The following is a 19,266-nucleotide window of genomic DNA, read 5'->3' on the forward strand; positions in this document are numbered from 1 at the left end:
TGGGGTTGCGCGCGGTTGCGCCGGCCCGCCGGTTCAGGCTAGTCCCCGGAGCCATGAAACGATAGGCGCCTCTTCGCGCCGATCGCCCCGCCACACAGGACAAGGGTCAGGCCGCGTGCCCGCATCAGGATCCCTCAAGCCCCGCAGCGTCGTCACCATCCTCAGCATCATGGTGCTGGTCGGCGTCGAGGTGTTCGCGGTGGCGATCGCGGCGGGCTGGGCCCTGGCCGGCATCTTCGAGCTCGGCGACACCGTCGGGCACGTGCTGATGGTGCTGTTCAGCCTGTTCGCCCTCTACATCATGGTCCAGCTCTGGCGCCGGGCGACCAGCATCGAGCCGATCCGCTAGAGCGGCGCCCGATCACGTTGCCATCGAGCGCTGCTCCAGGTGTTTGATTTTGCCGCATTTTCTACGACGAACCGGTATCCGCTTCGTCGGAAAATGCTCTAGGGACGCAGAGATGATCGACCGTCGCACGCTGCTCGCCGGCGCCGCGCTCCTGCTCGGTACCGGCCCCGAAGTGCTGGCTGCCGCGCTGCCCCTCGGCCGGCCGGAAGCCTTCGGCTTCGACGCCCTCAAGGCCCGGGCGCGGGACCTCGCCGGCCGGCCCTATGCCGCGCCGGCCATCCCCGACCGCGACGTGCTGCAGGCGATCGACTACGACGCCCACGGCAAGCTGAAATACAAGCCCGACCACGCGCTGTGGGCGGACGGCCCGAGCGCCTTCCCGGTCACCTTCTTCCATCTCGGCCGCTATTTCCAGAAGCCGGTGCGGATGCACGTGGTCGAGGGCGGCCAGGCCCGCGAGATCATCTACGATCCGGCCGCCTTCGAGATGCCGGCGGACTCGCCGGCCCGGCGCCTTCCGCCGAATCCCGGCTTCGCGGGTTTTCGCTTCCAGGAGCGCCGCGGCGGCCCCCTCGACTGGCGCCGCAACGACTGGGTCGCCTTCCTCGGCGCCTCGTATTTCCGGGCGATCGGCGAGCTCTACCAGTACGGCCTGTCGGCCCGGGGGCTCGCCCTCGACACGGTGATGCCGGACAGGCCGGAGGAGTTCCCGGACTTCACCCATGTCTGGTTCGAGACACCGGCGGCGGAGTCCGACACCGTCACGGTGCTCGCGCTGCTCGACGGCCCCTCGGCCGCCGGCGCCTACCGATTCAAGATGCGCCGCACCAAGTCCGTGGTGATGGAGATCGAGGCGAGCCTGCACCTGCGCAAGGATGTCGGCCGCTTCGGCCTGTCGCCCCTGACCTCGATGTACTGGTTCTCCGAGACCGCCAAGCCCACCGCGGTCGACTGGCGGCCGGAGGTGCACGATTCGGACGGCCTGGCCCTCTGGACCGGCACCGGCGAGCGGCTGTGGCGCCCCTTGCGCAACCCGCCCCGCACCATGGTCTCGGCCTTCTCCGACGAGCGCCCCCGCGGCTTCGGGCTGATGCAGCGCGACCGCCTGTTCGACCACTACCAGGACGGCGTCTATTATGACCGCCGCCCCTCGCTCTGGGTCGAGCCGCTCGGCGACTGGGGCAAGGGTAGCGTGCAGCTGGTCGAGAACCCGACCGACGACGAGATCCACGACAACGTGGTGGCGATGTGGGTGCCGGCGGAGCCCGCCCGCGCCGGCACCTCGCACGACCTCGCCTATCGCCTGCACTGGGTCGCGGACGAGCCCTATCCGAGCAACCTCGCCCGCGTGGTCGCCACCCGGGAGGGCAATGGCGGCCAGGCCGGCACCGACCGGCCGAAGGGCGTGCGCAAGTTCGTGGTCGAGTTTTTGGGCGAGCCCCTGGGACGCCTGCCCGCGGGCGTGAAGCCGGAACCGGTGCTCACCACCTCCCGCGGCACCTTCCCCCTCGCCCGCACCGAGGCCGTGCCGGACGACGTGCCGGGCCACTGGCGCGCCGAGTTCGACCTGGCGGTGACGGGCGCAGAGCCGGTCGAGCTGCGGCTGTTCCTGCGCCGCGGGGATGAAATCCTGAGCGAGACCTGGACGTACCAGTACATCCCGGCGGCGTGAGCCTGCCTCGGCGAGTTTCGCTCGCTCCATCGTCATCCCGGGGCTCGCCATAGGCGAGAACCCGGGATGACGCGGTGACGCGCAAAGGTAAGCGACTCATTGTTCTTGAAGAAGAAAGCCCCGCGACTCGCGCCGCGGGGCTTCTCTTTTCGTCATGCGGTCGGGCCGTTTCAGCCCACCTGCACCTGCCAGATCTCCTCGGCATATTCCCGCATCGTCCGGTCCGACGAGAACCACGCGGTGCGGGCGGTGTTGAGGATGGCCGAGCGCCACCAGGTCCGGGGCCGGCGCCAGGCCGCGTCGACCTCGCGCTGAACGCGCCAGTAATCGTCGAAATCGGCGGTGAGCAGGAAGCGGTCACCGTGGGTCAGTTCGTCGACGAGGGGACGGAAGCGGCCCGGCTCCTCGGGCGAGAACCCGCCCGCCGCGATCAGATCGAGGGCGCCGCGCAGGCGGGGCGAGGCCGCGATGGCCCGTCCCGCATAGCCGGGCTGGCTCTGCGTGCGCTGGACGCCGGCCGCGTCGAGGCCGAAGATGAAGATGTTGTCGGGACCGACATGGTCCTTGATCTCGATATTGGCGCCGTCGAGCGTGCCGATGGTGAGCGCGCCGTTGAGCGCCAGCTTCATGTTGCCGGTGCCCGAGGCCTCCAGGCCGGCGGTCGAGATCTGCTCCGACAGGTCGGCGGCCGGGATGATCGATTCGGCGAGGCTCACCGAGTAGTTCGGCACGAAGGCGACGGTCAGGCGCCCGGCCACGTCCGGATCGGAATTGACGCGCTTGGCGACATCGCTGGCGAGCCGGATGATCAGCTTGGCCTGGTGGTAGCTCGGCGCCGCCTTGCCGGCGAAGAGCTTGACCCGGGGTGTCCAGTCGCGGTGCGGCTCGGCCTTGATCGCCTGGTAGAGCGCGACCGTCTCCAGGATGTTGAGGAGCTGGCGCTTGTATTCGTGGATGCGCTTGATCTGGACGTCGAACAGCGCCTCCGGATCGAGGGTGATGCCGGTGCGCTCTTCCACCACCCGGGCGAGCGCCTCCTTGCGCTCACGGCGCACCGCCGCGTAGCGCTCCTGGAAGCCGGCATCCTCGGCGAAGGCCGCCAGCCCCTCGAGGTGGCGCGGATCGTCGAGCACCTTCGGGCCGACCGCCTCGACGGCGAGCCGGGTGAGGCCGGGATTGGCGTTGTGGAGCCAGCGGCGGAAGGTGATGCCGTTGGTCTTGTTGACGATCTTGTCGGTGTCGAGGGCGTGGAGCGGCGCGAACACCGTCTGGCGCATCAACTCGGTGTGGAGCGCCGAGACACCGTTGACGCGGCGTGCGCCGAGGAAGGCGAGGTGGCCCATCCGCACCCGCTTGCCGTGGCTCTCGTCGATCAGCGAGACCTCGGCGAGCTGCTCGACCGAGGCGCCGTGCTTCGACACCTCCTCCAGGTGCATCCAGTTGATGAGGTAGATGATCTGCATGTGGCGCGGCAGCAGCCGCTCCATCAGCTCCACCGGCCAGGTTTCCAGGGCCTCCGGCATCAGCGTGTGGTTGGTGTAGCCCAGCGTCTGGGTGGTGACGTGCCAGGCATCCTCCCAGGACAGGCCGTGCACGTCGACGAGGAGCCGCATCAGCTCCGGCACGGCGATGGCCGGATGCGTGTCGTTGAGCTGAATCGCCGCGTGGTCGGGCAGCGAGCGCAGGTCGCCGCGCTCGGCGACATGGCGCCGCACCAGATCCTGCAGCGAGGCCGAGGTGAAGAAGAATTCCTGGCGCAGGCGCAGCTCCTGGCCGGCCGGCGTGCCGTCGCTCGGGTAGAGCACCCGCGAAATCGCCTCGACCCGGGCGCGCTCGGCCACGGCGCCGACATGATCGCCGGCATTGAAGCGGGCAAGGTCCACGGGCTCGACTGCCCGGGCCGCCCAGAGGCGGAGCGCGTTGACGTGCTTGGCCCCGCGGCCGATCACCGGCGTGTCGTAGGGCACGGCGCGCACGGTCTCGGCTGGGCGCCAGACCCGGCGCAGGGTGCCGTCCGGCTGGATGCTCATCGCCACGTCGCCGCCGAATCCGACCTCGCAGGCGGCCTCGGCCCGCTCGAACTCCCAAGGGTTGCCCTCGGAAAGCCAGGTCTCCGGCACCTCGCGCTGCACCCCGTCCTCGATCACCTGCCGGAACAGGCCGTGATCGTAGCGGATGCCGTAGCCGTAGGCGGGAATCGCGAGGCTCGCCATGCTCTCCATGAAGCAGGCGGCCAGCCGCCCGAGACCGCCATTGCCGAGCGCCGCATCGGGCTCGGCACCCGCCACCGCGTCGAGGTCGACGTTCAGCCCGGCGAAAGCCGCCCGCACGGTCTCGGCGACGCCGAGATTGCCCATCGCGTCGGAGAGCAGGCGCCCGATCAGGAATTCGAGGGAGAGGTAGTGCACGCGCTTGGGCGGCACGATCCCGGCGGAGATGGCGCTGGCGGCGACCGCACGGTCGCGCAGGGCCAGGGCCGTGGCCACGAACCAGTCGCGGTCGCGGGCGGTGGCGGGAGTCTTGCCCAGGGCGTAGGCGAGCTTGGCGAGGATCGCGGTGCGCATCACCGTGACCTCGTCGCCGGCGGGCGCGGCGGGCGCGGCCTGCGGCATCCAGGAGCGCGTCGAATCCACGGCTTGCGGGGCTTGCGCATCCCGCGGAGCGTCTTCGCGCTGGCGACCGGACAGAACAACTTCGTTCAGCACCTTGGAACCCCCTTCCCTGCCGCAGGTCTCTCGTCGCTGCAGCGCGATCTCCCGTCGCGTGCCGTGCAGCAAACCTTCGGCCACGGCAGCATCGTGTGGCTGTGAAACGGCGATGTCGAGACGCCGGGACAAGCTTGAGCGTTTGGTGGACCGCGTGTGGCTGTCCCGACACGTCTCATGGAAACAAGACTTGATTTTGGCGAAGCGGCCTGAAGCGAGTGTGAACGCGATCGAGACCACCTGCACGAGGGACCTTAGGGTTAATCGATACCCTAGGGGAAGTGCCAACCGTCAGGGCAGGGCTGCACCTTGGATCTAACCCTTCGACGGCGATGGACCGCTCTTCCGGCGGACCACCAGGCTGCGTCGCCCCTGGCTCGGGCGCGGCTGCGCCCTCTCCCCGCCCGTGTCGTCATGATGATGTCGTGGCCGCCGGTGATGCAGTGTTGCCACGTTGGTGGACCCGCGCATGTGGGCGCGGGAACCGGATGCGACGAGGCGGCTTCCCCGGGTGGGCGCCGCCGCGGGCGCTCATATAAAGGCCGCCGCCCACCGGCTCAACCCCGGCGCTCCCGGCCGATCGCGAGGCGGCCGGTGCGTCGCCCCCCCGACCATTACCCGATGCCGCAGGGTTTCGTCGCGAAACCGGCGGCCACATCTCCGCGACCATGGCCCAGGAGCCCCGCATGACCGAGGACGCGACCCCCGAACGCCTGCTGGCGGGCGAGCTGTGGTGGAAGGCGGGGGTCGTCTACCAAGTCTATCCGCGCTCGTTCCAGGACACGAACGGCGACGGCGTCGGCGACCTGAAGGGCGTCACCGCCCGCCTCGACTACCTGGCCTGGCTCGGGGTCGACGCGGTGTGGCTGTCGCCGGTCTGCCGCTCGCCGATGGCCGATTACGGCTACGACGTCTCCGATTACTGCGACATCGACCCGCTCTTCGGCACGCTGGCCGATTTCGACGTCCTGGTGGCCGAGGCGCATCGCCGCCGCCTGCGGGTCATCATGGATTTCGTGCCGAACCACACCTCGGAGGAGCATCCGTGGTTCCGCGAGGCGCGGGCGTCCCGCGACAACCCGAAGCGCGACTGGTACATCTGGCGCGATCCCGCCCCCGATGGCGGTCCGCCGAACAACTGGATCAGCAATTTCGGCGGCCCGGCCTGGACCCTCGATCCGGCGACCGGGCAATACTACTATCACGCCTTCCTGCGCGAGCAGCCGGACCTCAACTGGCGCAATCCGGAGGTGCGCCGGGCGATGCTCGACGTGCTGCGGTTCTGGCTCGACCGCGGCGTCGACGGGTTCCGGGTCGACGTGATCTGGCACCTGATGAAGGACGAGAGCCTCCGCGACAATCCGGTCAACCCGGATTACCGGCCGGGCGAGCCGGAGATCAACAGCCTGGTCCAGCTTCACTCCGCCGACCAGCCCGAGGTGATGCAGGTCATCGCCGAGATGCGGGCGGTGCTGGAGGAGTACGACGCGCGGGTGCTGATCGGCGAGATCTACCTGCCGCTGGAACGGCTCGTGGCCTATTACGGCGTCGATCTGTCGGGCGCGCACCTGCCGTTCAATTTCCAGCTGATCCAGACGCCCTGGCACGCCGAATCCGTGGCGCGGCTGATCGCCGACTACGAGGCGGCCCTGCCGGCGGGCGGCTGGCCCAACTGGGTGCTGGGCAACCACGACCAGCCCCGCATCGCCGCGCGGGTCGGCGATGCGCAGGCCCGGGTGGCCGCCGTTCTGCTCCTCACCCTGCGGGGTACCCCGACGCTCTATTACGGCGACGAGATCGGCTTAAGCCGGGTGCCGATCCCGCCGGAGCGCTTGCGCGACCCCTGGGAACACAACGAGCCCGGCCGCGGCCGCGACCCGGAGCGCACCCCGATGCAGTGGGCGCCCGGCCCGCAGGCGGGCTTCTCCACCGTCGAGCCCTGGCTGCCCCTCGACCCCCAAGCCCAGACCCGCAACGTCGAGGTGCTGCGCGATGATCCCGCCTCGATCCTGACCCTGCACCGTCGCCTGATCGCGCTGCGGCGGGACCACCCGGCGCTGAGCATCGGCGCCTACCGGGCGATCTCGGCCTCCGGCGACGTCCTCGTCTACGAGCGCCTGCACGGCGACGAGGTCGTCCGCGTCGCCCTCAATTTCGGGCATGAAGCTTGCCATGTCCCGGTGCCGGGCGAGGCCGCCTGGGAGGTCATGCTGTCGAGCGCCGGCGGCCGGCGCGGCGAGGGCTCGCAGGACGGGCGCTTCGCACTTGCGGGAGACGAGGCCCTGATGCTCATCCGGCGCGCTCCGGCGGCGAACGGCTGACGCGGACCTTTACCCGCCTAAGCTCCGAGCCCCGGCTGGTACAGCTCCGGGAAATCACGACAATCGGAGTTTTTGCTTTCCGTTAATCAAATTCGTCTTGCCACTCCCGCCCGACATGATATTGTGCAGTGCACTGGAACCGAAGCGGGAGTGGCGCGTTGACGACGCAGTTCGCCGCGGCATTGCCCGCCCGCATCCCGTTCGGCTCGCGGCGAGGGGGCTCATTCATGACATTTCCGGCGTCGGCACGGTCGGCCTCCCACGCGCCGGCTTTGCCGTCAGGCGGCTCCCCGAGAGAGGCCGTCGAGCGCTTGCGCGGCTCGCTCAAGCCGCGGATCCTCTACGCCACCCCCGAGATGGCGGACTTCATCAAGACCGGCGGCCTCGGCGAGGTGGCCGCCTCCCTCCCCCGCGCCCTGCGCCAGCACTACGACGTGCGCATCCTGATCCCGGGCTACCGCCAGGTCGTCGACCGCTATCCCGAGATCACGGTGGTGGCCCATCTCGCCGGCAGCGCCGAGATGCCGCCCTGCGACCTCGGCCTGATCGAGACCGGCGACGGCTTGCCGGTCTACGTGATCCTCTGCGCCGCCCTCTACGAGCGCGACGGCTCGCCCTACGGCGACCAGGGCGTCGATTTCCCGGACAACGACCTGCGCTTCGGGCGCCTGAGCCTCGCGGCGGCGGAAATCGCCCAGGGCGTCGATCCGGAGTGGCGCGCCGACCTCCTCCACCTCAACGACTGGCAGACGGCGCTCGCCCCTGCCTACCTCGCCTGGCGCGGCCTGCGCACGCCGAGCGTGCTCACCATCCACAACCTCGCCTATCAGGGGCTGTTCGCCTGGGAGAATCTCGGCCGCCTCGGCGTGCCGGAGAGCGCCTTCCAGATCGACGGTGTCGAGTTCTACGGCAAGCTGTCCTTCCTCAAGGCAGGCCTGTTCTACGCCTCGCACGTCACCACCGTGAGCGAGACCTACGCCCACGAGATCACCACGCCGGAATTCGGCTGCGGCCTCGACGGCCTGCTGCGCACCCGCGCCCATCAGGGGCGGCTCGCCGGCATCCTCAACGGCATCGACGAGAGCTGGGACCCCCGCACCGATCCCCACCTCGCCACCCGGTTCGAGCCCGACGACTGGAAGGGCAAGCGCGCCAATGCCGACGCGGTGCGCACCCGCTTCGGCCTCGGCGTCTCGCGCGGGCCGCTCTTCGCCATCGTGTCGCGCCTCGTGCACCAGAAGGGCGTCGACCTGACCCTGGCGGCGGCCGAATCGATCGTCGCCGAGGGCGGGCAGCTCGTAGTGACCGGCCAGGGCGAGCCCCGCTTCGAGGCCGCGTTCCTCGACCTCGCCCGGCGCCATCCCGGCGCCGTCGGGGTGCGGGTCGGCTTCGAGGAGACCGATGCCCACCGGATGTTCGCCGGCAGCGACTTCCTGCTGATGCCCTCGCGTTTCGAGCCCTGCGGCCTCGCCCAGATGTACGCCCAGCGCTTCGGCTCCCTGCCGATCGCCCACCGCACCGGGGGACTGGCCGACACGGTCGAGGACGGGGTCACCGGCTTCCTCTTTGGCGAGGCCTCGCTCAAGGGCCTGAGCGGCGCGATCCGCCGCGCCTTCGACACTTTCGCGTCGAAGCGCCGCCTCGGCGCGATGCGCCGCAGCGCGATGGCCCGTGAGTTCGGCTGGAACCAGGCCGCCGACGGGTATTCGTCGCTCTATACCCGCGTCGTCGGCAACGGCGCAGACCTGATGCGGGCGCGCGCCGCCGCCTGATTTTCCCCCTCATCGGCATGCCTCGACGACCCCGCGGCGCGAACGGCGCCGCGGGGTCGTTCGCGTTCGAGGCCTAGCGGATCCGGAATCGGCAGAGACCTCGCCGTGGAAACCTCGCCTTGACATGTGCCGCTGCGTCAGTAACACATGAGCACGTGTTCATGTGTTGAGACGAGGCGGGACGTGCGGCTCCTGTCGACCGAGCAGGTCACGGACGTGGCGGAGGTCTTCCGGCTCCTCGGGGAGCCGAACCGGCTGCGCATCGTGCTCGCCTGCCTGGAAGCGGAATGCACGGTCGGCGAGATCGGCGAGGCGCTCGGCCTGTCGCAGTCGCTGACCTCGCACCACCTGCGCCTGTTGCGCACCGCCCGCATCCTGCGGGCGGTGCGCCACGGCCGGCACGTCGCCTACGCGATCGACGACGATCACGTGCGCGACGTGCTGCGCAACATGGTCGCCCACTTCACCGAGCCGCATGATCACGCCCGAGACCACGACCACACACACGAAGAGGAACCGTGACCATGGCCAGCGTCAACGTCGAGATGGTGAAGTGCGCCTGTGAGGATTGCGTCTGCGTGGTGCCGGTCGCGAAGGCCGTGTCCCGTGACGGGAAGGCCTTCTGCTGCGACGAGTGCGCCGAGGGCCATCCCCACCAGGCCGGCTGCGACCACGCCGGCTGCACCTGCCACGGCTGAACGATGCCGGGGGCGTGATTACGCCCCCCACATGCTCTAACATTTCTTGGAGCCGGGCCGAGGCCCGAACACCGTGACACTCTGTCGTGGTGCAGTATCAGCGACGGTTCAGCGCAGATCGTCCCACCATTCGGCGAGGCCTTGAGGGGAGGCGGCGCTTGGCCTTCCCTCGGCCCATCTGAGGTGGCGGTAGTCGCTCGGCGATAGGCCGTAGGCCGCCTTGAATGCGCGGCTGCAATCGGACACGCTCGAGAAGCCGCAGGCCCGGGAGAGATCGGAGATCCGACCGCCCTCGTCGGGGCGCGCCAGCAGGGCACGCAAGCGGGCGAGCCGGCGGGAGCGGATCACGCTGGCGACGCCACCCCTCGGCTCGAAGGCCCGGTAGAGCACTGAACGCGACACGCCGATGGCCCGAGCGATATCGTCGGGCGTCGTCCCCAAATGCGCGTCGATGTAGCGTAGTGCCCGGCGGCGGCAGACCGCTTCGCTCGCCGTCCGCACCACTTCCGCCGCCGGCGGGGCGTGGCCTGCAAGGGCGAGAGAGAGAAGTTCTGCGGTCACACGCTCCAACCGCTGGCGGTCGCCCGCGCCGTGACGAGGTATCTCGTCGAGCGCAGAGCGCAGGAACCCAGTCAGCAGGCATGCGCGGTCCTGCGGCAGGACCGCACCGTGCAGGCGCCCGGGCTCGGGCACGGCCGCTTCAATGACGTCGCGGGGGGTAGATAGCGTGATGACGCGGGCCTGACTTGCCCTCGTCTCCATAGGCTGGCTCATGTCGATGAGGGCACATTCGCCTGGCCCAACGATCCGGCTGCCGTCCGGCGTATCGACCGCCAGGGCTCCCTTGAGGACGATTTGTGCCGTAAAATGGTCAAAGCCATTGCGCTGAACCCGCCGGCGCGGGCGCACGTGCGCGACGCCCCAAAGCTGTCGGTCGAACAGGATCATGCCGCCGACTCGCTCGGCCGTGACCGCGACGGCGAAGGTCTCGTCCAGCCTGACCGCATCGGCCGCCGACGCGTAGAGATCGTGATACGCCTCGAAGCCGCACTGACCGCATGGCGCTGCCACGTCGGTTGAGAATTGCAAAGTCATTGCTTGGCGGCCCAGAGATCTTATTTCGGGCATAGATGGCTCGACCGATTTATCGTTCTTTGACTTTAGGGCAGAAAGATCACGCAACGCAAGATCGCACCTTCGGGAAAGCCGCTCCGTCGCTACGCCGGGTGTCGCACGGCAGCGGGTGACGAAGCGGAGACCGGTATACCGCTTTGCACCAAGTCTCCCGTCCGATCTGCCGTCCGAGTTTGGGCACGCTCCCCGCCGAGCTTGAGCGGCGTCCCTACGCAACCAGCGATCGCCGCCATGCGTCCGAGGCTTCCCGGCGCGACCCCCTCGGCAAGTTGCACGAGGCGGGGAGTTGCTCTTGGCAGCCGGTCGAGGCGATGCGGGTGCGTCCGGACGATGATGAGCAACCTGGGGCGGAAGGCGCGCCGGCGCCGGGCTGCCCTTGTCCATGATCCACTTCAGCGGCGCCTGGGCGAGGATGTCGCTCGGGTATGGGTGTGAAGGTCGGACAGGAGATCGCCGACATCGGCGGCAAATGGGTGGAGTACGTCGCGCGGTGCGTCGCCGCCGAGGACCAGTTGTTTGGATGGTCATGCGCGCCCTGCAACACGGCACGGTACACCCGAGAATTTGACAGGGCGTCCCAATATCTTGACCCGCCGCCGGTCATCGTTGGAAACCCATCACCGATGTGTCATGGGGGCAACGTGGCAATAACGAGACCTCACATGACCCGCATCATCTTCAGTTCTGCCATTCTCCTGCTTATCTCCAGTCAAGCGACAATGGCTGCCAATCGGCATGTCGATATCGTCAATAAGACTGGGATGACACTCAAGGAGTTCTACGCATCGAGCACTGGATCTAATAATTGGGAGGAGGATATTTTGGGCCGCGACACAATCGCCAACGGCGAGACTTTTGATATCAATATTGACGACGGCACGGGGGCCTGCCGCTTCGACTTCCGGGCTGTGTTCCAGAACGGCGGCGAGAGTGTCAAGCGGAACGTCAACGTCTGCGAAATCTCGACCTTCACTTACACGCGCTGATCGGCGAGCGCCCGCTTCGTTCCACGTGCCCGGCACAGGAATCGCATATGAGAAAGCTCCTCTTCACGATCGAGGGCCGCATCCCACGCCGCCAGTATTGGCTCGCCATACTGATCTACTTCGGCGTCGCCGTGGCCGCCGCATTGGTCGTGCGCCTGCTGAATTCCCTGTTTACCGGGACCGTTGGAGAAAACGGTGCTGTGACGGTCACCGGGATCGCTGCCCTCCCGTATATCCTGCTCTCGCTCGGCTATACGATCCTGTCCATCTGGTCGGGAATTTGCGTGAACGCCAAGCGTTGCCATGATCGGAACCGGTCGGGCTGGTTTCAGCTCATCGTCTTGATTCCGGTCATCGGACAGCTCTGGTACATGATCGAGAGCGGCTTCCTGCGTGGCACACGGGGGCCGAATCCGTTCGGCCCCGATCCCCTCGACGTTGTCACAGCCGCCACTCCGCTCACGGTCTCTGCCTGAGACAGGTTCTGGCACCGCCTCGGCACAAAGCCGAATTATGAATCAGATCAACGACTTGGCGGAAACGAGGCTTTGCGCTTAGTCGTTGATGCAGACGGATTTATCGCGAACCCTGCCCAGATAGTGCTAAAGCCCCGTCAAGACGAGCAACGCCCGGTCCCCCGGGCCGGGGATGGACGAATCCGATGATCGCGGGCTGGACGGTGGTGCTGGCGGCCCTCGTCTATATCTGCGCCCTGTTCGCGGTGGCGCATTGGGGCGACGTCGCCGGGCGGGCCCTGATGCGCGACGCGCGGGTGCGGCCGACGATCTACGCCCTGTCGCTGGCGGTCTACTGCACCTCCTGGACCTTCTTCGGCTCGGTCGGCCTCGCCAGCCATGCCGGGCTCGACTTCCTCACCATCTATGTCGGCCCGATCCTGGTCGTGGGCTTCGGCTACCGGCTGGTCGCCCGAGTGGTGCGGATCGCGAAAGCCCAGAACTCGACCTCGATCGCCGATTTCATCGCCGCCCGCTACGGCAAGAGCGAGCGCATCGCCGCCCTGGTCTGCCTGATCGCGGTGGTGGGCGCAGTGCCCTACATCGCCCTGCAATTGCGGGCGGTGACGGCCTCGCTGCAGGTCTTCCTGCAGGCCACCGACGGGGTCGGGGCGCCGGCGGGCATGCTGGGCGATCTCGGCCTGTTCGTGGCCCTGGTGCTGGCGGGCTTCGCGGTCGCCTTCGGCACCCGTCACGCCGACGCCACCGAGCACCAGGACGGGCTGACCCTGGCGGTGGCGCTGGAATCCCTCGTCAAGCTCCTGGCCTTCCTCACGGTCGGCGGCTTCGTGGTCGGCTGGATGCTGCGCGACCTGCCGGAATCCTCGACCGCCGTGCACGGCCTCGGGACGCTCGCCGGCCAGACCTCCGGCCCCGCGACGCTGATCGTCCAGACCCTGCTCTCGGCCGCGGCCGTGCTGCTGCTGCCGCGCCAGTTCCACATGGCGGTGGTGGAGAACCGGGCGGTCGCCGATGTCGGGCGGGCGGCCTGGACCTTCCCGCTCTACCTCGTCCTCATCAACCTGTTCGTGGTGCCGCTGGCTCTGGCCGGCCTCGCCCTCTTCCCGGAGGGCACGGTGCAGCGCGACATGACGGTGCTCGCCCTGCCGCTGCACGAGCGGGCCGACGGCATCGCGCTCATCGCCTTCATCGGCGGCCTCTCCGCCGCGACCGCGATGGTCATCGTCGAGTCGGTCGCGGTGGCGATCATGATCTCGAACCACCTCGTCATCCCGGTCGCCTTGCGCCGGCGCAACCTGGTGGCGGGCGCCGCCCCCTCCCCCGAGCCCGGCGCTCCGGATCTCGGCGGCTACGTGCTGGTGGTGCGGCGCGCGGCCATCGTGGCGGTCGTGCTGGTGGCCTACATCTATTCCCGGATCGCCGGCGAGGTGGCGCTCGCCTCGATCGGGCTCCTGTCCTTCGCGGCGGTGGCGCAGATCGGCCCGGCCTTCGTCGGCGCGCTCACCTGGGGCCGGGGCACCGGCTCGGGTGCCGCCGCGGGGCTGATCGTCGGCTTCGCGGTCTGGCTCTACACCCTGCTGCTGCCGAGCCTCGTCACCGGCGACGGCTGGGCCGCGACGCTCATCGCCGAAGGGCCGTTCGGCATCGGCTCCCTGAGCCCGACGGCGCTGATGGGCGTCGACGACTTTCCCCGCCTCGTCCACGGCACGCTGTGGAGCCTCGGCCTCAACACGCTGGCCTACATCGTCGGCTCGCTCCTGCGCCCGCCGACCGCGATCGAGCGGCTGCAGGCCGAGGCTTTCGGGCAGGTCTCGGACTTCGACGAGGCCGGGCCCGTGGCACCGAGCTTCCGGCTGTTTCGCAGCGCCGTGACCCTGGGGGAGCTGCGCGCGACGGTGGCGCGCTTCCTCGGCGAGGAGCGGGCGGTGCGGGCCTTCGAGGAATTCGCTCAGGGACAGGGTCGTGGGCCGGTGCGGGACGAGGCGGTCGCCGGCCTGCCGGAGTTGCGCCACGCCGAGCACCTGCTCGCCTCGGCGATCGGGGCGTCCTCGGCCCGGCTCGCCCTGTCGCTGCTGCTGCGCCGGCGCAACGTCTCGCCGAAGGCCGCGCTCAAGCTCCTCGACGACGCCTCCGCGGCGTTCCAGTACAGCCGCGACGTCCTCCAGCACGGGCTCGATCACGCCAAGCAGGGCATCACGGTCTTCGACCGCGACATGAAGCTGATCGTCTGGAACCGCGCCTTCGCCGACCTCTACGACCTGCCGCCGGACATGATCCAGACCGGGATCGGGCTGGAGGCCATCGTGCGCTTCAATGCCGGGCGCGGCGCCTACGGGGCGCGGGACGCCGACACCCTGGTGCGCGAGCGCATCGCCGCCTTCCGGCTCGAATCCGGGCCGCAGCGCCTGCGGCTGCATCCGAGCGGCCGGGTGATCGAGATCCGCGCCAACCTGCTGCCGAATGGCGGCGTGGTGGCGACCTATACCGACGTGACCGACTCGGTCGCCGCCGAGGAGGCCCGCACCCGCCTCAACGAGGAGCTGGAGAGCCGCGTGCGCGAGCGCACCGAGGAGCTGACCCGCCTCAACGCGGCGCTAACCCGTGCCAAGGCCGAGGCCGAGGAGGCCAACGCCTCGAAGACCCGCTTCCTCGCGGCGGCGAGCCACGACATCCTCCAGCCGCTCAACGCCGCCCGGCTCTATGCCAGCGCGCTGGTCGAGCGCGACCGGGGCACCGACCCGACGCTCGCCGAGAATGTCGACGCCTCCCTCGACGCCGTCGAGGAGATCCTGACCGCCCTGCTCGAGATCTCGCGCCTCGATACCGGGGCCCTGAAGCCCCAGCTCTCGATCGTCCGGGTGTCCGAGCTCTTTCGCCAGGTCCAGCGCGAGTTCGGCCCGATGGCGCGGGAGAAGGGCCTGCGCCTGACCGTGATGCCCTCGTCGCTGGCGCTCCGCTCGGACCGGCAATTGCTGCGCCGGCTCCTGCACAACCTCGTGTCGAATGCCATCAAGTACACGCCGCAAGGCCGCGTCCTGGTCGGCGCGCGGCGGCGGGGCGACCGGGTGGTGCTGATGGTGTGCGATACCGGCCTCGGCATCCCGGCCGCGCAGCAGAAGCTGGTCTTCCGCGAGTTCCAGCGCCTCGACCAGGGCGCGCGGGTCGCCCGGGGCCTCGGCCTCGGCCTGTCGATCGTCGACCGGACCGCCCGGCTCCTCGACCACCCGGTGACCCTCGCCTCGCGGCCGGGCCACGGCTCGGCCTTCTCGGTCGCGGTCCCGAGCGCTCCCTTGCGCCCCGTCGTCGAGGCCCAGGGAGAGGCGCCGCGCCCGGCCACCGTGCCGCTCGCCGGATTGACGGTGCTGGCCATCGACAACGAGCCGGCGATCGTCGACGGGATGCGGGTGCTGGTCGGCAGCTGGGGCTGCGCGCTGCACACCGCCGGGTCGCTCAGCGAGGCCCTGGCCCTGGTGCTCGGCGGCGGCGTGCGCCCGGACGTGATCGTGGCGGATTACCACCTCGACCAGGGTACCGGGCTCGACCTGATCGCGGGCTTGCGGGCGGCCTTGGCCGCCGACATCCCGGCGGTGCTCCTGACCGCCGACCGCTCGCCGGACGTGCGCGATGCCGCCGCGGCGCAGAGGGTTCAGGTGCTCGGCAAGCCGCTCAAGCCGGCGGCGCTCCGCGCCCTGCTGACCCGGTGGCGCGGCGAGCGAGCGGCGGCGGAATAGGTCTTCGTCAGTGGCGCACCCACATCACCCGGGCCATCCAGGCGATCTCGGAGGTCGGGATCACCCGGTCGGGCTCGCCGGGAACCGGCAGGCTGAACTCGGCGGCCTGGGCGGTGCGCCGCTTCAGCTCCGCCGCCAGGATGCCGCCGCCGCCCAGGCAGGTCACCACCCGGTCGCCCTTGCGCATCGCCGCGGTGGCGGAGACCACCAGCACGTCGCCCTCCCGGTAGAGCGGGGTCAGGTCGCCGCCCCGCACCTGGATGGCGAAGCAGCCTTCCGGTCCGAGACCCGGAAGCTCCATCTCCTGCAGGACGCCGCCGTTCCCCGGCAGGCCGTTGGCGCCGATATGCCCCATCGCATCCTCGCTGCCGATCAGCGGCACCATGATGCGGGACTCGGAGGCCAGCGGCTCGATCAGGCGCAGGAACTCGTCGAGGGAGGAGCCGGTGGCAGCCAGGATCTTGGCGACCGACTCCGTCGACGGCCAGCGCTTGCGCCCGTCCGGGCTGACCCGCTTCGAGCGATTGAAGCTCGTCGCGTCGAGCCCGGCGCGTTTCGCGAGGCCGGAAGCCGTCAGGTTGTTGCGCTGGGCGAGGTGGTCGATCGCGGACCAGATACGCTCGTGGGACAGCATGGGGACCTGGCCTGACGCGGGCGGTGTTCACTACAGAACTAACAAATGTAAAGTACCGCACCCTCACCGAAAGGCAACGGCGTTGCCGCTTCGTCCCAGGGCCGCTATCGCTCGCCCGCCACCCCGCCCGAGGAGGCCTTCGTCCCTCATGACCCTCATCTACAAGATATGCCCGGCCGACCTGTGGCGTGAAGCCGAGACGGCGGGCCGCTTCGACGGCGCGCCGGTCGATCTGACGGATGGCTTCATCCACTTCTCGACTGCCGCGCAAGCCCCCGAGACGGCTATCAAGCACTTCTCGGGCCAGGACAATCTTCTCCTGATCGCGGTCGACGCCGAGGCACTGGGGAAGGCTCTGCGCTACGAGCCGTCCCGCGGCGGCGCCCTGTTCCCGCACCTCTACGGCCCGCTGCCGCTCGCCGCCGTCCGCAGCGTCGCGCCGCTGCCGGCCGGGCCTGACGGGATCCATATTTTCCCAGATCTTACAAGAGGTTGACCGTGCTCTCGGCCGTCTTTCCGCTCGTCCGCCCGCTGCTGCACGCCCTCGACGCCGAATCCGCCCACAGCCTGACTGTTGCGGCACTTGCGCGCCTTCCTTTGCGACATGCGCCCGCCGATGATCCCCGCCTCTGCGTAACCGTTATGTCCCGGCCCTTTCCCAACCCGGTCGGTCTGGCGGCGGGGTTCGACAAGGGAGCGCGGGCCCCGGACGCGCTGCTCGGGCTCGGATTCGGCTTCGTCGAGGTCGGCGGCGTGGTGCCCCGGCCGCAGCCGGGCAACCCGCGCCCGCGGGTCTTCCGGCTGCCGGAAGATGGGGCGGTGATCAACCGGTTCGGCCTCAACAGCGAGGGGCTGGCGGTGGTGCGGGCCCGCCTCGAGGCCAGGCGCAACCGTCCCGGGATCGTCGGGGTGAATATCGGGGCCAACAAGGACGCGGCCGACCGCCTCGCCGACTACGTCGCCTGCACCCGCGGCCTCGCCGGCCTCGTCGACTTCATCACCGTCAACGTCTCCTCGCCCAACACCCCGGGCCTGCGCGACCTCCAGGGCGAAGCGTTCCTCGACGACCTGCTCGCCCGTGTGGTCGCCGCCCGCGACGAAGCCGGGACGGGCACGGCGGTGCTGCTCAAGATCGCTCCCGATCTCAGCCTCGACGGCCTCGACGCGATGACCGCCACCGCCCGGCGCCGGGGCGTCGACGCCCTCGTCGTCTCCAACACCACGGTGGCGCGGCCGGCGAGCCTCACCGGGGCGGCCAGGGGCGAGACCGGCGGCCTGTCCGGCCGGCCGCTCTTCTCGCCATCGACCCGGCTCCTGGCCGAGACCTACCGGAGGGTCGGACGCGACCTGCCGCTGATCGGCGTCGGCGGGATCGATTCGGCGGAAGCCGCCTGGACCAAGATCCGGGCCGGGGCCAGCCTGGTCCAGCTCTACTCGGCACTGGTCTATGCGGGCCCGGGTTTGGTCGAGGAGATCAAGGCGGGGCTGGTGCGCCGGATGGAGGCGGAGGGGCTCCACGGCCTCGCCGACGTCGTCGGGCGCGACGCGGCGGAGCTGGCGCGCTCGGCGTGAGGCGCCGCCGGTCGCGACACCTCTGCATCGTGAGCCCTGCCCGCTCTGCGGGCGGGCGGTCACATCGCCGATGCCGCGGCCCCATGCGGCGACTTCTTCTCCGCCGACCTGATCGCCTTCCAGGCGTTGGGCTGGGACACGACGGCGCGCAAGGCCGCTACGTTCTGCGCCGCCTCCGCCGGGCCGAGGTCGCGGGTCAGCACCTGCTCGGCCTCGGTGAAGCGGCCCTGCAGGCCGAGAACCAGGGCGAGGTTCTGGCGCACCCGCCCATCCGCGCGGGGATCGGCGCTCGCTTGGCGCAAGGTGGATTCCGCCTCGGGCAGGCGCTTGGCGAGCGCGTAGGACAGGCCGAGATTCGACAGGACCACCGGCTCGCCGGGCACGATCTTGAGGGCCGCCTCGTAGTAGCGCTGGGCCTGGACGTGGTCGCCAATCTGGTCGGCCACGGCGCCTTGGGCCGAGAGCACGCGCCAGTCGGGATTGGCCGGCGAGTGGGCGTTGCGCAGAACCTCCGCCGCCTCGGTGAAGCGGCCGATCTCGGCCAGGCTCTTGCCGTAGGCCGCGAGCACTGCCGGGTTCTTCGGGTTGCGCAGAGCCGTTTGCTGCAACACCGCCGCGGCCTGGGCGCCCTGGTCGGTCGCCCGCAGGGCCTGGGCATAGGCCATGGCCGTGCCGATCTCGGCCGGATCCTTCTCGTAGCGTGCGGCCAGGCGGCCGATGTCGCGCCGGGCGGTGTCCGCCGGGGCGCTGGCATCGATCGAACCGGTGGTGAGAGGCTGGCGCGACAGGCAGCCCGACGCCATCAGCGCCACCGCCGCGACGACGACGAGCCGCCGCAGGGGGTTCGAGCGGACGGGACGGGTCTCGACGGTCGCGGGCATCGGCCACTCCAGGGGCGGGCCTGGGATGTGGTCACCTCGCTCCCACGGCCCTCGTGACCGTGGTGATAGATCGTTAACCCTAACTCGACGTTAACGCTGCGGCGTGTCCGACGGGGTCGCCTTCGGGGCGGGCTGGGGTGCCTTCGCCCCGCCCCGGTCGGTGCCGGTCCCGTGGCGACTCGGCGTCACCGGCTCGCCGGCATGGCTTTCACCGTCCTCGATGCCGATGGTCTCGCGCCGCTCAAGCGGGTTGATGGGCTTCCGACCCTCGGCCGAGTTGTCCTCCACCATGGGAATCTCCTTCGCGTGTTGCGGTGTCGTCCGGGGTGACGCCG

The 19,266-nt window shown here is 69.8% G+C and carries 16 protein-coding genes; 11 read left to right on the forward strand and 5 right to left on the reverse strand.

Going from position 1 to position 19,266, the window contains the following annotated elements; all coding sequences use genetic code 11:
- Positions 1 to 169 precede the first annotated feature (169 nt).
- Together VQ03_RS00450 and VQ03_RS00455 are read left to right on the forward strand one after the other, a co-directional pair.
- Entirely contained in the window at positions 170 to 349 is a 180-nt protein-coding gene (locus tag VQ03_RS00450) for a hypothetical protein (RefSeq protein WP_048436295.1), read from the forward strand.
- 112 nt (positions 350 to 461) lie between these two features.
- Positions 462 to 2,021 (forward strand): OpgD/OpgG family glucan biosynthesis protein, encoded by a 1,560-nt coding sequence (locus VQ03_RS00455; protein WP_048448880.1) that lies wholly within the window; start codon positions 462 to 464, stop codon positions 2,019 to 2,021.
- A gap of 170 nt (positions 2,022 to 2,191) precedes the next feature.
- Here the strand turns inward: VQ03_RS00455 and VQ03_RS00460 are convergent, their stop codons facing one another.
- Entirely contained in the window at positions 2,192 to 4,726 is a 2,535-nt protein-coding gene (locus VQ03_RS00460; RefSeq protein WP_048448881.1) for a glycogen/starch/alpha-glucan phosphorylase, read from the reverse strand.
- Positions 4,727 to 5,412: 686 nt separating this feature from the next.
- On the opposite strand from VQ03_RS00460, the gene VQ03_RS00465 reads away from it, so the two are divergent.
- From VQ03_RS00465 to VQ03_RS00480, 4 genes are all read left to right on the forward strand, one after another.
- A complete protein-coding gene (locus tag VQ03_RS00465) occupies positions 5,413 to 7,047 on the forward strand; it encodes an alpha-amylase family glycosyl hydrolase (RefSeq protein WP_048448882.1) in 1,635 nt (544 codons plus the stop codon).
- A 227-nt stretch (positions 7,048 to 7,274) separates the two neighbouring features.
- Positions 7,275 to 8,819 (forward strand): glycogen synthase GlgA, encoded by a 1,545-nt coding sequence (gene glgA / locus VQ03_RS00470; protein WP_048448883.1) that lies wholly within the window; start codon positions 7,275 to 7,277, stop codon positions 8,817 to 8,819.
- A gap of 183 nt (positions 8,820 to 9,002) precedes the next feature.
- Complete coding sequence (locus VQ03_RS00475; protein WP_245291910.1) at positions 9,003 to 9,341, forward strand: ArsR/SmtB family transcription factor; 339 nt, start codon at positions 9,003 to 9,005, stop codon at positions 9,339 to 9,341.
- A 2-nt stretch (positions 9,342 to 9,343) separates the two neighbouring features.
- Positions 9,344 to 9,517: a metallothionein gene (locus VQ03_RS00480; RefSeq protein ID WP_048448884.1), complete on the forward strand. Its 174-nt coding sequence runs from the start codon at positions 9,344 to 9,346 to the stop codon at positions 9,515 to 9,517.
- A 108-nt stretch (positions 9,518 to 9,625) separates the two neighbouring features.
- Here VQ03_RS00480 and VQ03_RS31375 read toward each other — a convergent pair whose 3' ends face one another.
- On the reverse strand, positions 9,626 to 10,699 hold the full coding sequence (locus VQ03_RS31375; RefSeq protein WP_167376041.1) for a helix-turn-helix domain-containing protein: 1,074 nt from the start codon (positions 10,697 to 10,699) through the stop codon (positions 9,626 to 9,628).
- Between the two features lie 614 nt (positions 10,700 to 11,313).
- Between VQ03_RS31375 and VQ03_RS00490 the strand changes: the two genes are divergently transcribed.
- From VQ03_RS00490 to VQ03_RS00500, 3 genes are all read left to right on the forward strand, one after another.
- Positions 11,314 to 11,637 (forward strand): hypothetical protein, encoded by a 324-nt coding sequence (locus VQ03_RS00490; RefSeq protein ID WP_048448886.1) that lies wholly within the window; start codon positions 11,314 to 11,316, stop codon positions 11,635 to 11,637.
- A 47-nt stretch (positions 11,638 to 11,684) separates the two neighbouring features.
- Positions 11,685 to 12,113, forward strand: a complete 429-nt coding sequence (locus VQ03_RS00495) for a DUF805 domain-containing protein (RefSeq protein WP_048448887.1) — start codon at positions 11,685 to 11,687, stop codon at positions 12,111 to 12,113.
- Between the two features lie 185 nt (positions 12,114 to 12,298).
- On the forward strand, positions 12,299 to 15,844 hold the full coding sequence (locus VQ03_RS00500; protein ID WP_048448888.1) for a PAS domain-containing hybrid sensor histidine kinase/response regulator: 3,546 nt from the start codon (positions 12,299 to 12,301) through the stop codon (positions 15,842 to 15,844).
- A gap of 7 nt (positions 15,845 to 15,851) precedes the next feature.
- Here the strand turns inward: VQ03_RS00500 and VQ03_RS00505 are convergent, their stop codons facing one another.
- Complete coding sequence (locus tag VQ03_RS00505; RefSeq protein WP_048448889.1) at positions 15,852 to 16,478, reverse strand: S24 family peptidase; 627 nt, start codon at positions 16,476 to 16,478, stop codon at positions 15,852 to 15,854.
- 148 nt (positions 16,479 to 16,626) lie between these two features.
- Here VQ03_RS00505 and VQ03_RS00510 point away from each other — a divergent pair, with 148 nt between their 5' ends.
- Complete coding sequence (locus tag VQ03_RS00510) at positions 16,627 to 16,974, forward strand: DUF952 domain-containing protein (RefSeq protein ID WP_048448890.1); 348 nt, start codon at positions 16,627 to 16,629, stop codon at positions 16,972 to 16,974.
- A gap of 2 nt (positions 16,975 to 16,976) precedes the next feature.
- Positions 16,977 to 18,050, forward strand: coding sequence for a quinone-dependent dihydroorotate dehydrogenase (locus VQ03_RS00515; RefSeq protein ID WP_048448891.1), 1,074 nt, complete (start codon positions 16,977 to 16,979; stop codon positions 18,048 to 18,050).
- A 59-nt stretch (positions 18,051 to 18,109) separates the two neighbouring features.
- Here VQ03_RS00515 and VQ03_RS00520 read toward each other — a convergent pair whose 3' ends face one another.
- The gene (locus VQ03_RS00520) at positions 18,110 to 18,931 is read right to left on the reverse strand and encodes a tetratricopeptide repeat protein (protein WP_048448892.1); all 822 of its coding nucleotides are present in this window, start codon (positions 18,929 to 18,931) and stop codon (positions 18,110 to 18,112) included.
- Positions 18,932 to 19,021: 90 nt separating this feature from the next.
- Positions 19,022 to 19,222 (reverse strand): hypothetical protein, encoded by a 201-nt coding sequence (locus tag VQ03_RS00525; protein WP_048448893.1) that lies wholly within the window; start codon positions 19,220 to 19,222, stop codon positions 19,022 to 19,024.
- Between the last annotated feature and the right edge of the window lie 44 nt (positions 19,223 to 19,266).

Source organism: Methylobacterium tarhaniae (assembly GCF_001043955.1).
In the GTDB taxonomy this organism is placed as follows: domain Bacteria; phylum Pseudomonadota; class Alphaproteobacteria; order Rhizobiales; family Beijerinckiaceae; genus Methylobacterium; species Methylobacterium tarhaniae.

What these genes read in the sequence shown, in the direction of transcription:
- VQ03_RS00450 (WP_048436295.1), top strand. Translation starts at nt 170, where the DNA reads ATGGTGCTGGTCGGCGTCGAGGTGTTCGCGGTGGCGATCGCGGCGGGC.
- VQ03_RS00455 (WP_048448880.1), top strand. Translation starts at nt 462, where the DNA reads ATGATCGACCGTCGCACGCTGCTCGCCGGCGCCGCGCTCCTGCTCGGT.
- VQ03_RS00465 (WP_048448882.1), top strand. Translation starts at nt 5,413, where the DNA reads ATGACCGAGGACGCGACCCCCGAACGCCTGCTGGCGGGCGAGCTGTGG.
- glgA (WP_048448883.1), top strand. Translation starts at nt 7,275, where the DNA reads ATGACATTTCCGGCGTCGGCACGGTCGGCCTCCCACGCGCCGGCTTTG.
- VQ03_RS00480 (WP_048448884.1), top strand. Translation starts at nt 9,344, where the DNA reads ATGGCCAGCGTCAACGTCGAGATGGTGAAGTGCGCCTGTGAGGATTGC.
- VQ03_RS00490 (WP_048448886.1), top strand. Translation starts at nt 11,314, where the DNA reads ATGACCCGCATCATCTTCAGTTCTGCCATTCTCCTGCTTATCTCCAGT.
- VQ03_RS00495 (WP_048448887.1), top strand. Translation starts at nt 11,685, where the DNA reads ATGAGAAAGCTCCTCTTCACGATCGAGGGCCGCATCCCACGCCGCCAG.
- VQ03_RS00500 (WP_048448888.1), top strand. Translation starts at nt 12,299, where the DNA reads ATGATCGCGGGCTGGACGGTGGTGCTGGCGGCCCTCGTCTATATCTGC.
- VQ03_RS00505 (WP_048448889.1), bottom strand. Translation starts at nt 16,478, where the DNA reads ATGCTGTCCCACGAGCGTATCTGGTCCGCGATCGACCACCTCGCCCAG.
- VQ03_RS00510 (WP_048448890.1), top strand. Translation starts at nt 16,627, where the DNA reads ATGACCCTCATCTACAAGATATGCCCGGCCGACCTGTGGCGTGAAGCC.
- VQ03_RS00520 (WP_048448892.1), bottom strand. Translation starts at nt 18,931, where the DNA reads ATGCCCGCGACCGTCGAGACCCGTCCCGTCCGCTCGAACCCCCTGCGG.
- VQ03_RS00525 (WP_048448893.1), bottom strand. Translation starts at nt 19,222, where the DNA reads ATGGTGGAGGACAACTCGGCCGAGGGTCGGAAGCCCATCAACCCGCTT.